Here is a 19,398-nt window from a genome sequence, read left to right as displayed (position 1 = left end):
GACCCGCCCTCGATCCGAACTTCCGTCACGGCGGCTGCCCTTCCGCGACAGGTAGCCTAGCCGCTCTGGTCGGGACGGCCCGCCGCCGTCCCGACCAGCTCATTCTTTCTCGACAAGGAGCGTGTCATGACCATCTGGTTGCCACCGGGAAGCCCCGCCGAAGCCGCGCTACGCGCCGAAGGCATCGCCGTCAACGACCGTTGGAGCAGCAACGGCCGCGACCGCCGCCCCCTCCAGATCGCGCTGCTCAACCTGATGCCGGAGAAGGCTGCGACGGAAACGCAGTTCGCCCGCCTGCTCAATGGCCACGGACGCGACGTGGTGCTGACCCTGATCGTGCCCGATAATTATAGTCCGCGGACGACACCAAAAGAGCATTTGGATGCCTTTTATCGGCGCTGGAGCGATGTTCGGAAGCGCCGCTTCGATGGCTTAATCGTGACCGGCGCACCGATCGAACACCTCGCATTCGAGGATGTCGACTATTGGCCGGATATGACCCGCATTTTCGATTGGGCCCGCGATACGATCCCGTCGACGCTGTACATCTGCTGGGCCGGCCAGGCCGCCCTTTATCACTTCCACGGTGTCGTCAAATCGGCAATGCCGCAAAAATTGTCGGGCGTCTTCCAGCAGGGGGTGAAGGCGCGCGACCATCGCCTGATGGCGTCTTTTCAGGACGTGTTCCCGTGCCCGGTATCGCGCGGCACCGAAGTGCGAGGTCAGGACCTGCCGCGTGGCCGCGGCATCCAGGTGCTGGCGGAGTCACGGCAGTCGGGGCCGGCCATCGTCGACGATGGGCCAAATCACGCGGTTTACGGCTTCAACCATCTCGAATATGACGCCGCTACGTTGGGTGACGAGTACAAACGCGACCTCGCGGCTGGGCGCGAACCATGCTTGCCCGAAAACTACTATCCAGCCGACGACCGCAGCCTGACGCCGGCCCATCGCTGGCGCCACGTGGCGCGCCGTTTCTTCGCCAATTGGATCGACCACATCGCCGGCATTCGAGCTGGTGACACGCAGAGACGATCCGGGCCGATGTGGTGGCGCGCAAACAGCGACGCGTTCACGCCTGACGCGTCCGACATCGCCGTCATCCATGCCGTCGTATCGACGCGAGATGGCTGCGCCGACAGCATCGGCACGCGCCTCGTCGAGATTGGTCAGCCGCCGGTCCAGGTCCACGCCGAATCGGCCGGGAAGGGTGACTTGCGGATCGCTCTCCAATTGCCGACTGGCGGCGAAGAAGCGATGGAGCGGGCGGCGCGCGCCGTTGCCGCGGTCCCTGGAGTCCGCCGGGTCACCTATCGAACGCCGGAGGGCGCGGGTGGCTGCCTGGTTTCGCGACCGCGCGCCGATAGCGAGCCCGAAGACGACGCATCGGAGCACCGGCATCGGCGAGTCGCGTAGACCCGGGAAGATAGCGGCGGCGAAGATGGGAGGCGGACGGCCCGCTTGACTCGACCGGCCATCGGCGGGATGAAGCGGCGATGACCAAGCGAAGCTTCAGACCGCCGGCGCGCATCTTCAAACTACCATTTCTCATGCCGGCGCGCATTTACCGGCCCCCAACGTGACGGCACCCAACGCCTCCGCCTCGCATGACGGTACGGTGGCGGCTGTCCTCCTCGTCGTTTTCTTCTTTGTCCTCCATGCCTGGATGATCGATTACGGCACGGCGATCAACGACGTTCCATCGATCCGCGATTACCGTTTCGATTCATCCGAGATGGCACGGCAATTCACCGACCGCGACCAAGTCGCCGGGGTCACCGGCATCGGGGAAAGCGTCGCCAAGAGGATGATGCGCTTCAAGCTCTACAGCATTCATCCTGACGAGCATAAGACACTCCGCGCGCTGCAACGAATCCAGCCCGCCAAGCTTCAATTCGACCCGCGATCGTACCTCTACGGCGGTGCCTACCTCTATCCGCTTGGCGGCTGGCTGTTCGGCCTGTTGAAGGCCGGCGTGATCGAAATCGGCTCTCTCGATTCCGTCGTCAACAGCATTGATGGGTTCGATCGGGTCTATATTGCCGGCCGCCTGTTCGTCCTACTCGCTTTCTCGCTATCGGCGATCGTTTTCTATCGCACGCTGATCCTGGTCGCCGACCGCTGGGCCGCCTTGTCGGTGGTCGGCATATACCTGTTCGCACCGATCACGATCGGCCAGGCGATGCTGCTCAAACCGCACTGGTATGCGTTGCTTTGGGTCTGTCTGGGCCTGCACCGGCTGACCGGGGCGCTTGTCGGCGGCCGCATCGAATTGCGCGACGAAATTTGGATCGCCGTTTTCCTTGGCCTCGCGGTGTCGTCCAGTGCCGCCAACGGCTATCTCAGCATTCTCTTTTTCGCAGTCCTGGTCGGGCTCGCCACCCGCGATCTGGTATCGTGGAGCGCTCTTGTCCGGGTGCCGGCGGTCGCCGTGGCGGTGTTTGCGCTGACCAGCCCGTTCACGATCCTCAGCTTTCGACGTGTTCGCGCGGAATCGGAAGCGGTCGCGACGTTGCGGTTCGATCTCGACCCCGATGTGATCTGGGTGCTGGTCGAGGAATTCTATCTTGCCGGCATCGGCATTGCGGCGACCGTCGTCTTGGTCGGCCTGGTCATTTACGGCCTCGTGCTGCGACGCGGGCCGATAACATGGTGGCCGGCGGCGGTGATCCTGCTGTCGCTGGTCCTGGTCGGCTATGGCAATCACTGGCTCGGTGTCGGCGGCGCACGGTTTGCCGGCTTCCTGCTGCCGATCACCTTGCTGCTCGTGGTGCGGCAGCCGTGGCCGGGCCGGGCACCGATCTTGCTCGCGGCGTTCGCTTTGACGGTCGCCCAGGCGCTGCCCTTGGAATTGGCGCATATCGACGAAAACGACCCCGTGCGCGGGACCCGACTGCGCATTGCCCAATGGGTCGGTGAAAATATCGCCGAGGACACCACGATCTGTATCCGCGAGGCGCAGCCAGCGCCCTTCAATGCACCGCCGCTCGATTGGCCGCGATGGACCATCGTGGCCGAGGGCTGCCAATATTGGATTGTCATAGCCCCCAGTCATCGCGGCGTGCGGCCGATCCCCGGATTCGATCCAGTCGAGATTGCCGCGCCGCGGCTGTGGCAGGATGGCCTTCGCGTCGTCCACGGCTGGGTCAACCCGCACATCACCGTCTACCGGCGCACATCGCGGACGGCGGACTGATATGGAAGACCGCGCCCGAATCGTCATCGCGGTCCTTCTCGGTGCCGCGATCCTCTGTTGGCCGGCGCTCTACAACGGCTACCCGTTCCTCTATCCGGACAGCCCCGCTTATGTGGAAATCGCCGCGGAGGGTTACAAACCTTGGTCGCGGTCGATCTATTACGGTTATCTGATTGGCCCCGTCCACATGAATGTCTCGCTATGGCTGGTCGTGGTCGTTCAATCGTTGATCGCCGCGCACTTGGTGTATCTCACGCTCAGGGTGACCCTGGATACGATCCAACCCTTCACCTATCTCGCCGTGATCGTGTTGCTGGCGGCGCTCAGTCCGTTGCCTTGGGTCGGCGGATTTGTGCTGCCGGATATTTTCGGCGGATTCGCCGTTCTCGCCCTCTTTCTGCTCGGTATCGCGCCGAACCGGTTGTCGCGTGCGGAGTCGGTCTACGTCTTTTGCCTCGCCGTCGCCGCCATCGCCACCCACAACGCATATCTACCGATGGCATTGGGCGTAGCGTGCATTGTTGTCGTGGTGAACTCAGTTCGGTTCGGGTGGCGGGGCGCAAGTGCCGGGCTATTGGGGGCTGTCCTGCCCGCCGCGCTGGGGATCGCGGCCATCGTTGTCACTAACGTGGCCTATCACGGCGTCGAGCGAGCGGCCGGGTATGGCAGCATCTTCGCGCTCGCCAGGCTCCAAGAAGACGGCCCTGCCACCGCCTACCTTCGCGACCGGTGCCCGGACGCCGGGTACAATCTCTGCGCGTACCTCGACGACCTGCCCATGTGGTCCAACGATTTTCTTTGGCACGCACGCAGCCCACTGTACAAGGCCGGCGGACCACTTGTACTGGCGGATGAGGCGTCGGCGATCGTCCGCGGCGCGGTGATCGCGCGGCCGTGGCCGACCCTCGAGGCTGCAATCGCAAACTGGCGTGACCAGGTACTGATGCTTTCGCTAAAAACCCAAAGATGGTCGCTGGCAAATCATGACTGGCATTTCCGAACGATCGGGAACCGCTTTTCGACCGAACAAGAAACAATGGCATCGGCAAGACAACAAACCGACACGCTTGGTCTTTATTTCTTGGACTCGCTGCTTAGGACCGCAGCCCTCGTCTCGCTGGTCCTTTGCTTGATGCTGCTATGGCCCCTGGTGCGGTGGCATGGGAAAAGTGTCGCGGCGCTGATCGTCGTCGTGGTGACCGGCCTGTTGATCAACGCCTTCGTTTCCGGCGCCATATCCGAACCCCTGCCTCGAAACAACGCCCGCATGATTTGGCTGATCGATCTGGCCGCCATGATTTCCGTGCTGTGGCTCCTCCGCCATCGTCGGGCGCTCTGGTCGGGGCGGCGAAAAGTGGGCTATGAAGGCGATGAGCCTTAGGATCTGCGGCGCAAGGGGACAAGCCATGACAGCAATCACCACACTCTTCGACGAGGCGAAAATCGCGGAGCGGGTCGATGCCTTGGCGCACGAGGTCGCCGCCGCCCTGCCCGGGGATTTCGTCGTCGTCGGACTGCTCAAGGGCAGCTTCATGTTTCTCGCCGACCTTGCCCGCGCCCTGCATCGCGCCGGCGCCTCGCCGCGCATCGAGTTCATGCGCCTGAGCAGCTACGGCATGGCCAAGGAGAGCGCCGGCGAGGTCCACCTGCTCGGTGACATCCCGACCGAGTTGGCCGGCCGAAACGTGCTGCTGGTCGACGACATCGTCGATACCGGTCGCTCGATCGCCTATGCTCGGGCGTTGATGGAACAGCGCGACGTGACAAGAGTTTGGACTTGCGCACTGCTCGACAAGCCGAGTCGGCGGGAGGTCGAGGTCGCGGCCGATTTCGTCGGCTTCGAAATCGACGACCTGTTCGTCGCCGGCTACGGCATCGACTACGCCGAAAAATACCGCTACCTGCCCTTTATCGGCGTGGTCGAGTAGGCCCCGGCCGGGTCATCGATCAAACGGAAGTCCCGCTCCGCGTGCACCGACGCGGCGCGCTTGGCAGGGCGACAAGCCGCGCGCCAGTGAGATCCTACCTTTCTAGCTCGGATGCCGGGCGTGGAAGGGGCCAAACAGCTCTTCCTCGCTCGGCCGATCCTCGGCGATCACCGTCGACAGGTGGGTGATATTGAGGAAATGACGGTAGTTCAGGTTCCCGCTGATGGCGTTGCCGGCCCAGGTACCGCACCCGATGCTGAGGGTAAAGTTGAGGCCGTTGTCGAAATTTCCGCCATTTCCGAACGCGTGGGCCTGATTGACCAGCACCCGAACGACGTCGATCTCCTCGGCCAGCCGGCGGGCATGGTCGAGGTCGCGGGTGTGAATGCCGCACGAATGGCCGTGTCCCTGATAGGCGAGAATCTCACGGACTCGGGCGACGGCGTCGTCGAAATCGGCGGCGCGATAGACGGTGAGGACGGGGGAGAGTTTTTCCCCCGAGAACCGGTGGTCCGGGCCCACGCCAGACTCCTCGACCATGAAGAACCGCGCCCGCCGCGCTTCGGGGGCGAGGCCGACCGCCGCAGCGAAAACGCCGGCATCCTTTGCGATCAGGGATCGGTTGAGGCGGCCCTCATTCCATAGGGCATCTTCGATCCGTTGCTTCTCTCCCGCATTGACACGGTACCCGCCCTGCCCTTCGAGGGCCGCGACCGCGGCCGCGTAGACGCCATCGAGGACAACGATCGAATTCTCCGACGAGCACGATGTCGCGTTGTCGAAGGTTTTCGAAGCCGCGATCTTCGCCGCCGCATCGCCGAGGTCGGCGCTGTCGTCGATAATGACCGGCACGTTGCCGGCGCCGACGCCAATCGCCGGCGTGCCGCTGCGGTAGGCCCGCCGCACGTTGTCCTCGGAACCGGTGACGACGACCAAATCGCAGGCCTCCATCAAGGCCTGGGTCAGATCCTTCGATACCGGCCCCGGGAGTATCTGCACCAAATCGGCCGGGTGACCGCATCGGGCGAGCTCGGCGCGCATCAATTCGACCGCGCGCGACGTCACCGTCAACGCCGCCGGTGAGGTCGCGACAATGACCGCGTTGCGTCCCTTGACCGCCATCATCGCCTTGTTGACCGGTGTCGCCGCCGGATTGGTCGACGGACACACCGCGCCGACAACGCCGACCGGCTTGGCGTACTTCACGATCCCGAGCGCATCGTCGCGCTCGATTTCTCCAACGCTCCGGACCCTCAACAGGTCGCGGAGCGTGCCGAAGGTCTTGCGTCGGTTCTTGGCGATCTTGTCGGCGATATTGCCGAGGCCGGTTTCGGTCACCGCCAGTTCGGCAAGCTCTCGAGCCCGCGCCGGCTCATAGATCGACCAAGCCAACGCGGCAACCGCATCGTCGACCGTGACCTGGTCCGAATCCGCGAACGTCGCCATCGCGACGCGGGCGCGGGCTACCAATCCGGCGACGATTTCGGCGACATTCCGGTCCTCGATCGCGCGCAAAGCCGACTCTGCTGGCGTCACATTACATCCCTCTGATGAGGCGTCTCGCGTCACGAAACCCGTTTGTTTTCCGCCGCCAACCGGGACTTGTCAATGCCGCGCGACGACTGGTCCCATCGAGAAAATCACTTTGGTCCTGTGGTCATGGCGGATTGTGCCCTATAGATTCCGAAACTGAACCAAGGCGCGATCCAACCAGCACGTCGGCTTGACGGGCCATATCAGGTGTCGAGGCTCGATTTCATGGTCCATTCCGCTAGCGAAGAACGGTCGGTCGACACCTCGCCCCAGGTCGCCGACGAGGTCAAATACACGACCTGCTACATGTGCGCCTGCCGTTGCGGCATCAAGGTCCACATGAAGGACGGCGCGATCCGCTATATCCAGGGCAACCCCAACCACCCGGTCAACAAGGGCGTGCTGTGCGCCAAGGGTTCGGCCGGCATCATGACCCAATATTCGCCGGCGCGGTTGACCAAGCCGCTGAAGCGGGTCGGCGAACGGGGCGCCGGCGAATTCGCCGAGATCGAGTGGGACGAGGCTCTGCGGATCGCGACCGACTGGCTGGGCCGCGTGCGCGCGACAGATCCCCGCAAGCTTGCCTTCTTCACCGGCCGCGATCAGAGCCAGGCGCTGACCGGATGGTGGGCGATGCAATTCGGCACGCCAAATTACGCTGCCCACGGCGGTTCTTGCTCGGTCAACATGGCTGCGGCGGGGTTGTATTCGATCGGCGGTTCGTTCTGGGAATTCGGCGAACCCGACTGGGAGCGCACCAAATATTTCATGATGTTCGGCGTCGCCGAGGACCACGGCAGCAATCCGATCAAGATCGGGCTCGGCAAGCTCAAGGCTCACGGCGCCAAGTTTGTCTCGATCAACCCGATCAAGACCGGCTATTCGGCGATCGCCGATGAGTGGCTGGGGATCGCTCCCGGCACCGACGGGCTGTTCATCCTCGCGCTCGTCCACGAGCTGCTGCGCGCCGGCAAAGTCGATGTCGACTATCTCGTCCGTTATACCAACGCGCCGTGGCTGGTCATCGACGCCCCGGGCACCGGCGACGACGGCATGTTCGCCCGCGACGAGCGCGGCGAGCCGTTGTGCTGGGACCGCGAGAAAGGGGCAACCGCAAGCGCGCTCGACCGGGACGCGAAGCCGGCGCTGAAGGGAGCGGTCACGCTGCCCGACGGGCGCTCCGCGCGGCCGGTCTTTCATCTGCTCGCCGAACGCTACCTCGACGACGAATATGCCCCGGACGCTGTGGCCGCCGCCTGTGGCATTCCGGCGCCGACGATCCGCCGTATCGCCGCCGAATTGGCCCACGCCGCCTTCGAGCAGGAGATCGTTCTCGATGTGCCGTGGACCGACTGGGCCGGGCGCCGTCACGACAAGATGATCGGCCGCCCGGTCAGCATGCATGCGATGCGCGGAATCTCGGCCCACTCCAACGGCTTTCATACCTGTTTCGCGATCCACATCCTGCAGACGCTGTTGGGCAGCATCGATACGCCCGGCGGCTTCCGTTACAAGCCGCCCTTCCCCAAGCACATCCCGCCGATGCCGCAACCGGCCGGCTGGCATGGCGAGATCGAGCCCAACACGCCATTGCCCGGGCCGCCGCTGGGCTTCCCGCGCGGTCCGGAGGACCTCCTGGTCAACAGCGACGGCAGCCCGCGCCGGATCGACAAGGCCTATTCGTGGGAGGCGCCGCTCGCCGCCCACGGGCTAATGCATATGGTGATCAGCAACGCGTGGCGCGGCGATCCCTACCCGATCGATACGCTGTTCATGTTCATGGCCAACATGGCGTGGAACTCGGCGATGAACACCAGCGACACCATCGCCATGCTGACCGACAAGGACGATGAATCGGGCGACTACAAGATCCCGCGCATCATCTATGCCGACAGCTATTTTTCGGAGATGGTGTCCTACGCCGATCTGGTCCTGCCCGACACCACCTATCTCGAACGCTGGGACTGCATCTCCTTGCTCGACCGGCCGATCAGCGACCCCGACGGTCCGGCCGACGCGATCCGCCAGCCGGTGATCAAGCCCGACCGCGACGTGCGCCCGTTCCAGGACGTGCTGATCGAGCTCGGCGCGCGGCTCGGCCTGCCCGGGCTGGTCAACGAAGACGGCAGCCCGACCTACCCCGGCGGCTATACCGATTACATCATCAACCATGAGCGCAAGCCCGGCATCGGCATGCTCGCGGGATGGCGTGGCGGCGGCGAGTTGGAGGGACGCGGACCGGCCAATCCCAAGCAGCTCGAGACCTACGTCGAGAATCAGTGTTTCTGGCAGCAAGAGCTGCCGGAGCACCAGCGCTACTACAAGAACGTCAACCGCGACTATATCGGCTACGCGGTCGAGATGGGCTTCATCGACCGCAACGAGCCGATCCTGATCCAGCTTTACAGCGAAGTGATGCAGAAATTCCGCCTCGCCGCACGCGGCCTCGGACCGGTGCAGACGCCGGCGGCTCACCGCGCGCGGATCGAGACCTATTTCGATCCGATGCCGTTCTGGTATCCACCGTTCGAGGATGCGACCAACGACGAAACCGAATTCCCGCTCCACGCGGTCACCCAACGGCCGATGGCGATGTACCATTCCTGGGGATCGCAAAATGCGTGGCTGCGACAGATCCACGGCAGCAACCCGCTCTATGTGTCCCGTGAGCTGGCCCGGGCACTGGCACTGGAAAACGGCGATTGGGTCTGGGTCAGTAGCCGTCACAGCAGGATCAAGGCGCCGGTCCGCGTGATGGCCGGCCTCAATGCCGACACGGTGTGGACGTGGAACGCGATCGGCAAGCGCGCCGGGGCATGGAACCTGACAGCCGATTCGCCGGAATCGCGGCAAGGCTTTCTGCTCAACCACCTGATTGACGAATTGTTGCCGGCGCGCGATGGCGGCTACCGCTATTCCTGTTCCGACCCGGTCACCGGCCAGGCGGCATGGTATGACCTGAGAGTGAAGGTCGAGAAGACGACCGAACAGGAGGCCGGCGAGTCGTGGCCGCAATTCAAGGCGTTGAACCCGCCGCCCTCGCTCGCAGTGCCGCCCGCGGAACTGAGTTATGGTCTTCGCTTCAAGACCGGCCGCCGAGACGCGCCATGACCAGCCTGCCGAAAAGCCCGCCGCCGAAACGGCTTGGTTTGGTCATCGACCTCGACGTTTGCGTCGGTTGCCATGCCTGCGTCGTCAATTGCAAGGAATGGAATACCGGCGGCTACCCGGCGCCGCTGTCCGACCAATCGCCCTATGGCGCTGGGGCGAGCGGGAGCTGGCTCAACCGCGTCCACGGCTTCGACGTCGGTGACGGCGACAGCGGCCGCACCGTCCACTTCCCGAAATCGTGCCTGCACTGCGAAAACGCGGCTTGCGTTACCGTGTGCCCGACGGGGGCGTCTTATAAGCGAGAGGCCGATGGCATCGTCCTGGTCGACGAGGACCGCTGCATCGGCTGCGGGCTCTGCGCCTGGGCCTGCCCCTATGGCGCGCGCGAGCTCGACGGCGAGTCACGGGTGATGAAAAAGTGCACGCTCTGCATCGACCGCATCTACAACGAGAACCTCGAGGAAATCGATCGGGTGCCGGCCTGCGTCGCCACCTGCCCGACCTCGGCGCGGTCCTTCGGCGACCTCGCCGATCCCGAATCGGAGGTCGCGAAAAAGGTCGCCGAGCGTGGCGGCTACGACCTCATGCCCGAAATGGGGTATGGCCCGACCAACAAATATCTGCCGCCGCGGCCGCGCAAGACCGAGGCCGGTGCGACCGGCGCGCCAGCCGCGCTCGAGACCGCGGCACCGGACGGCGGCTTCCTCGGCTGGCTCGACGCCGTGCTATCGCGCTGAGTCCGAGACCGTGCACCCCGCCGCTTCAGTAATCCTTTTCACCACCGCGTCCGGTGCCGGCTATGGCCTGCTCGCCCTGCTCGGTTTGCTCGCGCCGATCGGCGCCGTGCCGTCCGGTTCCTGGTTCGGGTTCACGGCGCTCGGCCTGTCGCTCGGATTGATCACGCTCGGCCTGCTGTCGTCGACCTTCCACCTCGGCCATCGGGAGCGCGCCTGGCGGGCGATGTCGCAATGGCGCTCGTCGTGGCTGTCGCGCGAAGGCGTGAGCGCGCTGGCGACCTATCTTCCGGCGGGGCTGTTCGGAATCGTCTGGATCTTCTTCGGCGCGGTGTCCGGGTTCCTCGGCGTGCTCGCCGCGATCGGCGGCGCCGTGACCGTCTACTGCACCGGCATGATCTACCGCAGCCTCAAGCCCATCCGCCGCTGGCACAATCCGCTGGTCGTGCCGGTCTATCTCGCCTTCGCCTTGATGACCGGCGCCTTGTGGTTGAACGTCCTGGCCCGTTTGTTCGGCGAAGGCAGCAGTTTGCTCAGCCTGATCGTCCTGCTGTCGATCGTCCTCGCTTGGGCCCTCAAGGTCCGCTATTGGCGGGCGGTTGACAACGCCACCGGCGAGAGCACGCCGGGAACCGCGACCGGCCTCGGCCGCTTCGGCGAGGTCCGCCTGCTCGATCCCCCGCACACCCAGGAGAACTACCTGATGCGCGAAATGGGGTTTCAGGTGGCGCGGAAGCACAGCGAGAAACTGCGGCATTTGGCGTTGGGAATCGGTTTCTTCATCCCGGTCGTCTTCGCCTTCATGCTGGTTTTCGTCGGCGGCGGATACGGCGCCTTCCTGGCCCTGGTCACCGCGATCGGCGGGTCTATCGGCGTGGTGATCGAGCGCTGGCTGTTTTTCGCCGAAGCCAAGCACACCGTAACCCTTTACTACGGCGAACAGGCGGCCTAGGGCACCTTCCGCGGGCGGGTCGATCAGAAGGTGATCGACAGGTCGGCCGCCGTCCGACTCGCGGCCGGAACCTCGACCTCACCGATCACGCAACTCTCGCGAATTGCTTAGCCCCGGCCTCGAGTCTTGGTCTTGTTCGGCTTGGCGTTCTTCTCGACGAACTCGATGATCTTGCCGGCAACGTCGATACCGGTGGCGTTCTCAAGACCTTCCAATCCCGGCGTCGAATTCACCTCCATGACGACCGGCCCGTGGTTCGACCGCAGCATGTCGACGCCACAGACATTGAGTCCCATGATGTTGGCCGCACGGACCGCGGTCGAGCGTTCCTCGGGCGTGATCCGTACCTTCTCGGCGTGGCCGCCGCGATGGAGGTTGGATCGGAAATCGCCCTCCGCGCCGGTCCGCATCATCGACGCCACGACCTTGTCGCCGACGACCAGGCAGCGGAGGTCCTGGCTGCCCGCTTCCTTGATGAATTCCTGCACCAGGATATTGGCTTTCAGTCCGCCGAAGGCCTGGATCATGCTCTTCGCCGCCGCCGGCGTCTCGCCGAGCACGACGCCGATGCCTTGGGTCCCTTCGAGCAGTTTAATGATCACCGGCGCGCCGCCGAGCATTTCGAGTATGTCGTCGGCTTGGCTGGTGCGATGGGCGAAGACGCTGACCGGCAAACCGATGCCTTTCCGCGCTAGCAGCTGGAGGCTGCGCAGCTTGTCACGCGATCGGGTGATGGCAACCGATTCGTTGAGCGGATAGACGCCCATGACCTCGAACTGGCGCAGGACCGCCGTACCGAAGAACGTGACCGAGGCGCCGATGCGTGGAATCACCGCGTCGAAGCCGGTGAGCTTCTCGCCCCTGTAGCGCATCTCCGGCCGGTGCGACGCCACGTTGATATAGACCCGCAGGGTGTCGATGACGTGGATGTCATGTCCGCGCTGCTCCGCCGCCTCGATCAGCCGCCGGTGCGAATAGAGGTCCGGGTTGCGCGCCATCAATGCAATCTTCATTCGGTCTTCTCCCTGCTTTTCATCCGCCCGGAGGGGCCGCTGGTGGAGGCGAATTTATAGGACGAGCCCGGATCGACGATGAAACGCTTGCGCAGTGCCTGCCGGCCGAGGAGCATACGGAAACCCATCGGGTCGCGATTGGTCAGGGTGATCTCGATCGGCCATTGATGGTCGCCGACGCGGATCAAGGTCTCGACCACGTAGCGGCGTTCCCGCGCACCGTTCGAGCTGGTTACCAGGCGCTCGCCGATGAGCGGCGCTTCGCACAGGATCTCGGGCCGTCGCCGGTGCTGGACCGGATGAAGATAAAAGCGGGCAAAGCGCTGGCCGCCGCGCCGGAATGTCTTGATCCGATAAGCATGCAACGCCGACGTCCGGGCACCGGTATCGATCTTGACCTTGATCCGGTCGACTCCGAGGGCGGGCAATGCAACCCACTCGCGCCATCCGATGATGAGCCTATCGCGTTTGGTTCGGACCATATCAAGCGATATCCGCAGGGTGACCGGAAAACCCGATCAAACGTGTCCAACCGCTATGTCGCGGTGCATGAGCGATTCTTCGCTGACCCGGCGATAGCTCTGAAAGGTGCGTTGCCCGAGGACGACGAAGAAGGTTTCCAGATCGATCAACACGAAACCGAGTTCGAAGAGTTCTTCTGTAATTTGCCGCACCAAACGTCCGGGCACACGCTTGCGGCCGGTCAGTACCCGCATGTATTTCATCGATATGCGATAGCGGCCGCGATCCCGGCCGCCGAACCGCCGCTCGTATAGTTTCGCCAATTCGGTCGCGATCTGCCGCGCCGATGCTCGATCCGCCATGGCAACACCGATAACCGCTCCTCTATGAATTGTCGATCAATTAATTTTACCTATATAGAATAAATTTTTGGCTATACAGACTAAAATTTACACAAGAAGCGTGCGGGCGGGCCCCCAACCGAGGCTCGCCGGCGCCATCGTCCCGATCGCAAACAAATGGCCGCCATTGCAGGAGGCTCGGATAAACTGTGCACGCACTTTTTGCAATTTGGCACTTTCCGGGTCGTGCGTTGGAATTACCATGACCGACGGCGGATTATTCCGAGCTCGGACCGGCGCGCCAGCAGCCCCCGGGCGGGTCGAGGCGGATCATATGGATCACGCCATAGCTGTCGCCGGCGACCACTGGCAGGAGAAACTTCATGACGACATCCTTCGACGTAGCCGAGACCGGGGCCGGCCTGCCCGTCGATTGGTCGCGGCAATCGATCATCGACCGCAGAGAAAAGTATTATGCGGCGTCGCAGCGCGCGTTCGTGCCCTATCGCGAACCGCTGATCATAAAACGCGGACAGGGCCAATACGTCTGGGACGAGAACGACAAGAAGTACCTCGACCTTCTCGGCATGAATTTGTGCATCAGCGTCGGCCACTGCCATCCCGCGATCGTCGCGGCCGTGTGCCGGCAGGCGGAGACGCTGCAGCACTGCACGACGATGTTCTATCACCCGGTGCCGGCCCATTTCGCCGAGGAGCTGGCGGCGAAGTTTCCGGCCGGCGAGGACTGGGTCGTCCATTTCACCAACAGCGGGACCGAGGCGATCGATCTTGCCCTCCTGATGGCGCGGAGCTTCACCGGGAACACCAACTTCCTGGCCCTCGCCAACGGTTATCACGGCGCCACATTCGGTGCCCAATCGCTGACCGGGATCGCCGGGTTCCGGCATAACGTCCCGCTGCTGGGCGACATCCACCACGTCGCCAACCCGGACCAATACCGCGGCGTCTTCGGCGCCGGTGTGGAGCCCTATTTGACGGCGATCGACGACACCATCGCGACCGCGACCTCGGGCAAACTCGCCGGCATCATCATCGAACCGGTGCAGGGCTATGGCGGCATTGTGCCGATGCCGTCAGGCTATATCAAAGGGGCGGCGGAACGGGTCCGCGAGGCCGGCGGGCTGCTCGTCATCGATGAGGTGCAGTCCGGCTTCGGCCGCACCGGCGACCACTTCTGGGGCTTCGAAGCCGACGGCGTCGTTCCCGATATCGTCGTCGCCGCCAAGGGCATCGGCAACGGCATACCACTGGGCGCGGTCGTCGCCAAACGCGCCGTCGGCGAAGCGCTCGCCGGCAAGTTCTACTTCAACACCTACGGCGCGAATCCAATTGCCTGCGCTGCCGGGCGCGCCGTCCTCAAGGTCATCGAGGACGAGGGCCTGCAACGGAACGCGGTCGAGACCGGCGGCGAGATGTTGGCGGTGCTGCGCGCGCTCCAGCAAAAATACGAGATCGTCGGCGACGTGCGCGGACGCGGATTGATGATGGCGATCGAACTGGTCAAGGATCGATCATCGAAGACTCCGGCGCCGGAGGAAACCGCCCGAGCCTACGAGACGATGCGCGATCAGGGTGTCGTCTGCAGCAAGTCGGGGATGCACAAGAACGTCCTGCGCATGGTCCCGCCGATGTGCATCGCGCCGGGCGACGTCGGCTTCTTCGCCGACGTGCTGGAGAGTAGTTTCAACCAGCAATTCGGCGCATAGGAACCGGGCCGGTGCCGCATTCGAAATTCCTTCCCGAGCGCATGGGCACCGCAATCGTCGAGCCCACGGGCCGCTTCACCGCCGGCAGCTTTCAGTCGTTCACCCTGACCTACACGGCGGGTTATTTCGGCATCGACGACACCGGCAGCATCAAGGTGGTCCACCGCTTCGCCAGCGACATGGGGCGCCCCCAGTTCGACGATCCTGCGGGCGCGAATTATACCACCGTCGAGGCCTCCAACGGCGCCGCGCTCGATGTCCGTTACGACCCGAAGATGAACATTCGGCCGTGGGACAAGACCCTCTATATCAAGGTCGTCCGGGGTTTCCTCCGCGAGGGCGACCGAATCGTCGTCCGTTTCGGCGACCGCCGGTCCGGGTCCCCGGGCATGCGCATCCAGACATTCTGCGAGGACAGCTTCGAGTTCCGCGTCCTGGTCGACGCCATCGCGACCTACAACTATGTCGAACTGCCCGAACAGCCGTCGATCGCCATCGTCCCCGGCCCGCCGGTGCGCTGGAAGGCGGTGCTGCCGACCGGTGCCCGGCGGGGCGAGCCGTTCTCTCTCAAGCTCAAGGGCGAGGATGCGTGGGGCAACCCCAGCGATCTCTGCAACCGGGTCTTCGGGCTGCGCGCGAGCCGATCCGTCGACGGCATCCCCGGCTCGATCCGCTTCGAGCCGGGATCGTTCGCCGCCACCTACGACGGCCTCCGCGTCGACGAACCGGGCGACCTCACCATCGACCTCATCGACGAGCAGGGAGATGTCGCGGCGACCTCCAATCCCCTCCGCGTCACGGCCGACCCCCTGTTGCTGCCCTACTGGGGCGATCTCCACGGCCAATCGGAAGAGACCATCGGCACCAACTCCGCCCGCGATTTTTTCCTGTTCGCTCGCGACCGGGCGTTTCTCGATGCCTGCAGCCACCAGGGCAACGATTTCCAGATCACTTCCGAGTTTTGGCACCATCTCAACGACCTCAGCCGCGAATTCAACGAGGACCGGCGTTTCATCGTCTTTCCGGGCTACGAATGGTCCGGCAATACGGGCCTGGGCGGCGACCGCAACGTCCTCTACATGGAGGAAGGCCGCGGCCTCTACCGTTCTTCCCATGCTCTGGTCGACGATTTGTCCGACATCGAGAGCGACGCCAACTCGGCGGCCGATCTGTTCACTGTCCTCAAGAGCGAGGATTGCGTCGTCTTCGCCCATGTCGGCGGCCGCTATGCCGACATCGAGATGGCCCACGATGTCCGTTTGGAACGTTCGGTCGAGGTCCATTCGGCCTGGGGCACATTCGAATGGCTGATCGAGGACGCGCTCGACCACGGCTATCGTGTCGGCATCGTCGCCAATTCGGACGGCCACAAGGGCCGTCCCGGGGCGAGCCATCCCGGCGCCACCAAGTTTGGTGCCTATGGCGGACTGACCTGCTTGCTGGCCGCCGAATTGACCCGGCCTGCCTTGATGGACGCGTTACGCCGCCGGCACCATTATGCGACGACCGGCTGCCGCATGGTCCTCGACGTGCAGGCACGGTTCGAAAATCCGGCGGATTTGTACGACGACGACCCCAACCTGGGGCCGGCAGGGAGCAGCCCGGTCCGCGCGGCGATGATGGGGGACATCCTTCGGAGTCGCGACGACAGCGTCGAGTTCACCCTCGACGCGCTCGCGGCGGCGCCGATCGAACGGATTGAGTTGCGCAACGGGCTCGAGATCTTCGAAACGATTCGCCCTTACGCGTTGTCCGACCTCGGCAACCGCATTCGCGTGGTCTGGGAGGGGTCGGAATATCGCGGCCGCGGGCGGGAGACGATCTGGGACGGCGGCGCGACGCTCACCGGCAACACATTCACCAAGATCAGCCCGATCAATTACTACAATCTCGACAAGAAATTGGACCTCCAAGCTGCGGACCGGGTCTCCTGGACGGCGCTGACGACCGGCGGGCACGGCGGCTTCGACGCCTGGCTCGCCGAGCTCGACACAGGCGTGCTGCGCATCGAGACCGGACCCGTCAGCGCGGAAATCGACGTGGCCCAGATCGGCGGCGACGATCTGGTCTTCGAAAATGGCGGCATCCGGCGCCGCATTCGCGTCTTTCGCCTGCCCGATCAGAACGACCATCGCGGCCTGATTTTCGAGCGCCGTATCCCGCTCGCCGGCGATCGGGATAACGCGCTTTACGTCTGCCTGACCCTGGAGGACGGGCATCAAATTTGGTCGAGCCCGATCTACATCTTCCGCTAACGCGCGGCCCTATCCTTGGCGGCATCGGTTTGGTGATTCGATTATGGGGACCCTTCATACACACCGAGAGATGTCAGTTTCTCGAGAAGCGCTTCCACGGCAATCGCGTGTCCCAAGGCGTTCGGGTGCAGCATGTCGTCTGCGAAAAGCTTGAAATCGATGGGCGTTGCAAGAATGGAACGGCTACGGCCGTCGTTTCCTCGTGCTATTGGCGAGGGCGAAAGTATCGAGGTACGATTGCGGCAATCCGGCGCCTATCAGGGGACGGTGCGGGACTCGCGCCGTGTCGCCCGCAGGGGCCCGTTGGTCCCGGCAATCAGCGCCGTTCCAACTACAGCATGGAGCAAGAAAACGATGCGAATCCTATAGGTCATCGTCGTTTCGATCTTTTCCCTCGCGTTGGGCGCACATCAATCGCAGGCTCAACAATTTGACGTCATTGGGACATGGGCGGGTGGGGCAACGATCCTGCTGGAGTCGGACGGCAAGATCGTAAAGGTGCCGAGATTGATGTCGATGGTGATCGAAAACGTCGATGGTCCGCTGTTGCTTGGATATCGCACGTGGCAGGCGATAACGGACGATCCGGGCAACGTCGCCGGCGTGGATGTGCTCAGCGCCAGGGAGCCTTTTATCGGCGCAATCGACTCGGACGGCGTGACCCTTCGCTTTGTCGAGACCGACGACCCCGGCATCTTGTTCGGCGAGTTGCTTGGACCCAACGAACTCGAGATAACCTATATGGAAGCCTATCCGCACGCCGTCGTCTTCACGACGGTCTTGCGCCGCGAGACCGACTGACAGGCTCTCTTCGCCGGTCCGGGTATCGTCCACCGGGCCCATCATGTGAAACCCCGCAACTGGGCGAAAGGCGGAAGAGATGACGGCATTCGGGTTCGGTATCGTCGGCACGGGCATGGTCGCCAAGGCAATTGCCGACGCCATCCAAGCAGCCGCCAACGCCCGGCTCGCCGCCGTCTCCAGCCGGTCGCAAGCGACGGCCGAGGCGTTCGCCGCCGGACGGCCCGGCACCGAGGCCGTCGAAGGCCGCGCGGCCCTGCTGGCCCGGGACGATGTCGATGCGGTCTATGTCGCGATACCGACCGCCGCGAAGGAAGAGGCAGCGCTGGCGGCGATCGCCGCGGGCAAGCATGTCCTTGTCGACAAGCCCTTTGTCGACGCCCAATCGGTCGACCGTATCGCGCGCGCGGCAGCGGCGGCCAACCTGGTCTTCATGGATGCGACACATTTCGTCCATCACCCGCGCCGGGCCGCCGTCAGGGCCACCCTGGCGGAGCGCGTCGGCAAGCCGCGTGTCATGCACAGCGTCTTCTACACCGGTCTGAAAGACCGCTCGAACATTCGCTACGACCCGGCCAGGGAGCCGATGGGCGCTTTGGGCGACCTCGGTTGGTATTGCACGCGGGCCATGGTCGAGTACCTGCGGCCGCGAGGCGCGGTGGCGCAGGCCGAAGCCGTCTGCCAGCGCGATCCGGAGACCCACGCGGTCACGCAGGTCAGCGGGCTGCTCGCCTTCGAAAGCGGCGAGAATGCGACCTTCGGCGCCGGCTTCGAGAGCGGGACCACGGTCAACGAGTTGGGCCTTGTCGGCGACAAGGGTGTCATCGTACTGGACGACTTCGCGATGAATTGGACCAACAGCTTCGGCTTCCAAGCGGCCGAGGTTCCGACCGGCTACGTCCATCGCAGCGGATCGATGACGCCTGACGACTTCACCTTCGTCGAGACCCCCTCCGGGACGCCGCAACAGGTCTTGATGATCCAGAACTTTGCAGATTTGGCGACATCCGGCGACCGCGAAACGCGCGTCGCATATGCCAAGGCGGCCGCGACCACGCAGCATTACCTCGATGCGGTGTGGGCGAAGATCGCCGGACGCTGATCCCGGGCTCGCCGCACCCCATCAACGCCTCGAGTAGACGATGACGGGACGATTTCGGCAAGTTCACCGCATGACTATGCGTCGACCGCCCGTCGCCGGCCGAAGCAGAAAAAACGCCGCCGCGCGCCTGTCGTTGGTCTCCTTACGGAAAAAGACCCCGTTGAACCCATCCTCTCCCCGGCGCTTGCATCATCGCGGAGCCGCCGCCTAAGATCACGAACCAGATGAACCAGAGCCTCGATC

Annotated in this window: 15 protein-coding genes; 11 read left to right on the top strand and 4 right to left on the bottom strand. The window is 64.0% G+C overall.

Annotation, left to right across the window (positions count from 1 at the left end; translation table 11 throughout):
* Positions 1-126: 126 nt before the first annotated feature.
* From GY791_09430 to hpt, 4 genes are all read left to right on the top strand, one after another.
* Positions 127-1,416: a homoserine O-succinyltransferase gene (locus tag GY791_09430; protein ID MCP4328641.1), complete on the top strand. Its 1,290-nt coding sequence runs from the start codon at positions 127-129 to the stop codon at positions 1,414-1,416.
* Between the two features lie 163 nt (positions 1,417-1,579).
* A complete protein-coding gene (locus tag GY791_09425) occupies positions 1,580-3,196 on the top strand; it encodes a hypothetical protein (protein MCP4328640.1) in 1,617 nt (538 codons plus the stop codon).
* A gap of 1 nt (position 3,197) precedes the next feature.
* The gene (locus tag GY791_09420; protein ID MCP4328639.1) at positions 3,198-4,577 is read left to right on the top strand and encodes a hypothetical protein; all 1,380 of its coding nucleotides are present in this window, start codon (positions 3,198-3,200) and stop codon (positions 4,575-4,577) included.
* Between the two features lie 25 nt (positions 4,578-4,602).
* A complete protein-coding gene (hpt, locus tag GY791_09415) occupies positions 4,603-5,124 on the top strand; it encodes a hypoxanthine phosphoribosyltransferase (protein MCP4328638.1) in 522 nt (173 codons plus the stop codon).
* Positions 5,125-5,226: 102 nt separating this feature from the next.
* Here the strand turns inward: hpt and GY791_09410 are convergent, their stop codons facing one another.
* Positions 5,227-6,570, bottom strand: a complete 1,344-nt coding sequence (locus GY791_09410; GenBank protein MCP4328637.1) for an aldehyde dehydrogenase family protein — start codon at positions 6,568-6,570, stop codon at positions 5,227-5,229.
* A 312-nt stretch (positions 6,571-6,882) separates the two neighbouring features.
* Here GY791_09410 and GY791_09405 point away from each other — a divergent pair, with 312 nt between their 5' ends.
* Genes GY791_09405 through GY791_09395 form a run of 3 tightly spaced genes read left to right on the top strand, consistent with a single transcriptional unit; the run spans position 6,883 to position 11,454 of the window.
* Positions 6,883-9,768, top strand: coding sequence for a molybdopterin-dependent oxidoreductase (locus tag GY791_09405; protein ID MCP4328636.1), 2,886 nt, complete (start codon positions 6,883-6,885; stop codon positions 9,766-9,768).
* A complete protein-coding gene (locus tag GY791_09400) occupies positions 9,765-10,505 on the top strand; it encodes a 4Fe-4S dicluster domain-containing protein (protein ID MCP4328635.1) in 741 nt (246 codons plus the stop codon). The genes GY791_09405 and GY791_09400 overlap by 4 nt, the downstream gene beginning before the upstream one ends.
* A 10-nt stretch (positions 10,506-10,515) precedes the next feature.
* Positions 10,516-11,454, top strand: coding sequence for a dimethyl sulfoxide reductase anchor subunit (locus GY791_09395; GenBank protein ID MCP4328634.1), 939 nt, complete (start codon positions 10,516-10,518; stop codon positions 11,452-11,454).
* Positions 11,455-11,561: 107 nt separating this feature from the next.
* Here GY791_09395 and rimK read toward each other — a convergent pair whose 3' ends face one another.
* The 3 genes from rimK to GY791_09380 are packed head-to-tail and all read right to left on the bottom strand — an operon-like array spanning position 11,562 to position 13,291.
* A complete protein-coding gene (gene rimK / locus GY791_09390; protein MCP4328633.1) occupies positions 11,562-12,467 on the bottom strand; it encodes a 30S ribosomal protein S6--L-glutamate ligase in 906 nt (301 codons plus the stop codon).
* Positions 12,464-12,949, bottom strand: coding sequence for an ATP-dependent zinc protease (locus GY791_09385; protein ID MCP4328632.1), 486 nt, complete (start codon positions 12,947-12,949; stop codon positions 12,464-12,466). The genes rimK and GY791_09385 overlap by 4 nt, the downstream gene beginning before the upstream one ends.
* 36 nt (positions 12,950-12,985) lie before the next feature.
* On the bottom strand, positions 12,986-13,291 hold the full coding sequence (locus GY791_09380) for a hypothetical protein (protein ID MCP4328631.1): 306 nt from the start codon (positions 13,289-13,291) through the stop codon (positions 12,986-12,988).
* A 362-nt stretch (positions 13,292-13,653) separates the two neighbouring features.
* Between GY791_09380 and GY791_09375 the strand changes: the two genes are divergently transcribed.
* From GY791_09375 to GY791_09360, 4 genes are all read left to right on the top strand, one after another.
* On the top strand, positions 13,654-14,997 hold the full coding sequence (locus tag GY791_09375) for an aspartate aminotransferase family protein (protein ID MCP4328630.1): 1,344 nt from the start codon (positions 13,654-13,656) through the stop codon (positions 14,995-14,997).
* 11 nt (positions 14,998-15,008) lie between these two features.
* Entirely contained in the window at positions 15,009-17,252 is a 2,244-nt protein-coding gene (locus GY791_09370) for a DUF3604 domain-containing protein (protein MCP4328629.1), read from the top strand.
* Positions 17,253-17,762: 510 nt separating this feature from the next.
* Entirely contained in the window at positions 17,763-18,053 is a 291-nt protein-coding gene (locus tag GY791_09365) for a hypothetical protein (protein MCP4328628.1), read from the top strand.
* 79 nt (positions 18,054-18,132) lie between these two features.
* Positions 18,133-19,155 (top strand): Gfo/Idh/MocA family oxidoreductase, encoded by a 1,023-nt coding sequence (locus GY791_09360; protein MCP4328627.1) that lies wholly within the window; start codon positions 18,133-18,135, stop codon positions 19,153-19,155.
* Positions 19,156-19,398: the final 243 nt, after the last annotated feature.

The sequence above is a fragment of the Alphaproteobacteria bacterium genome (assembly GCA_024244705.1).
GTDB lineage: Bacteria > Pseudomonadota > Alphaproteobacteria > JAAEOK01 > JAAEOK01 > JAAEOK01.
The sequence above is the reverse complement of the archived record's forward strand: the minus strand, read 5'-3'. Positions and strand labels throughout refer to the sequence as shown.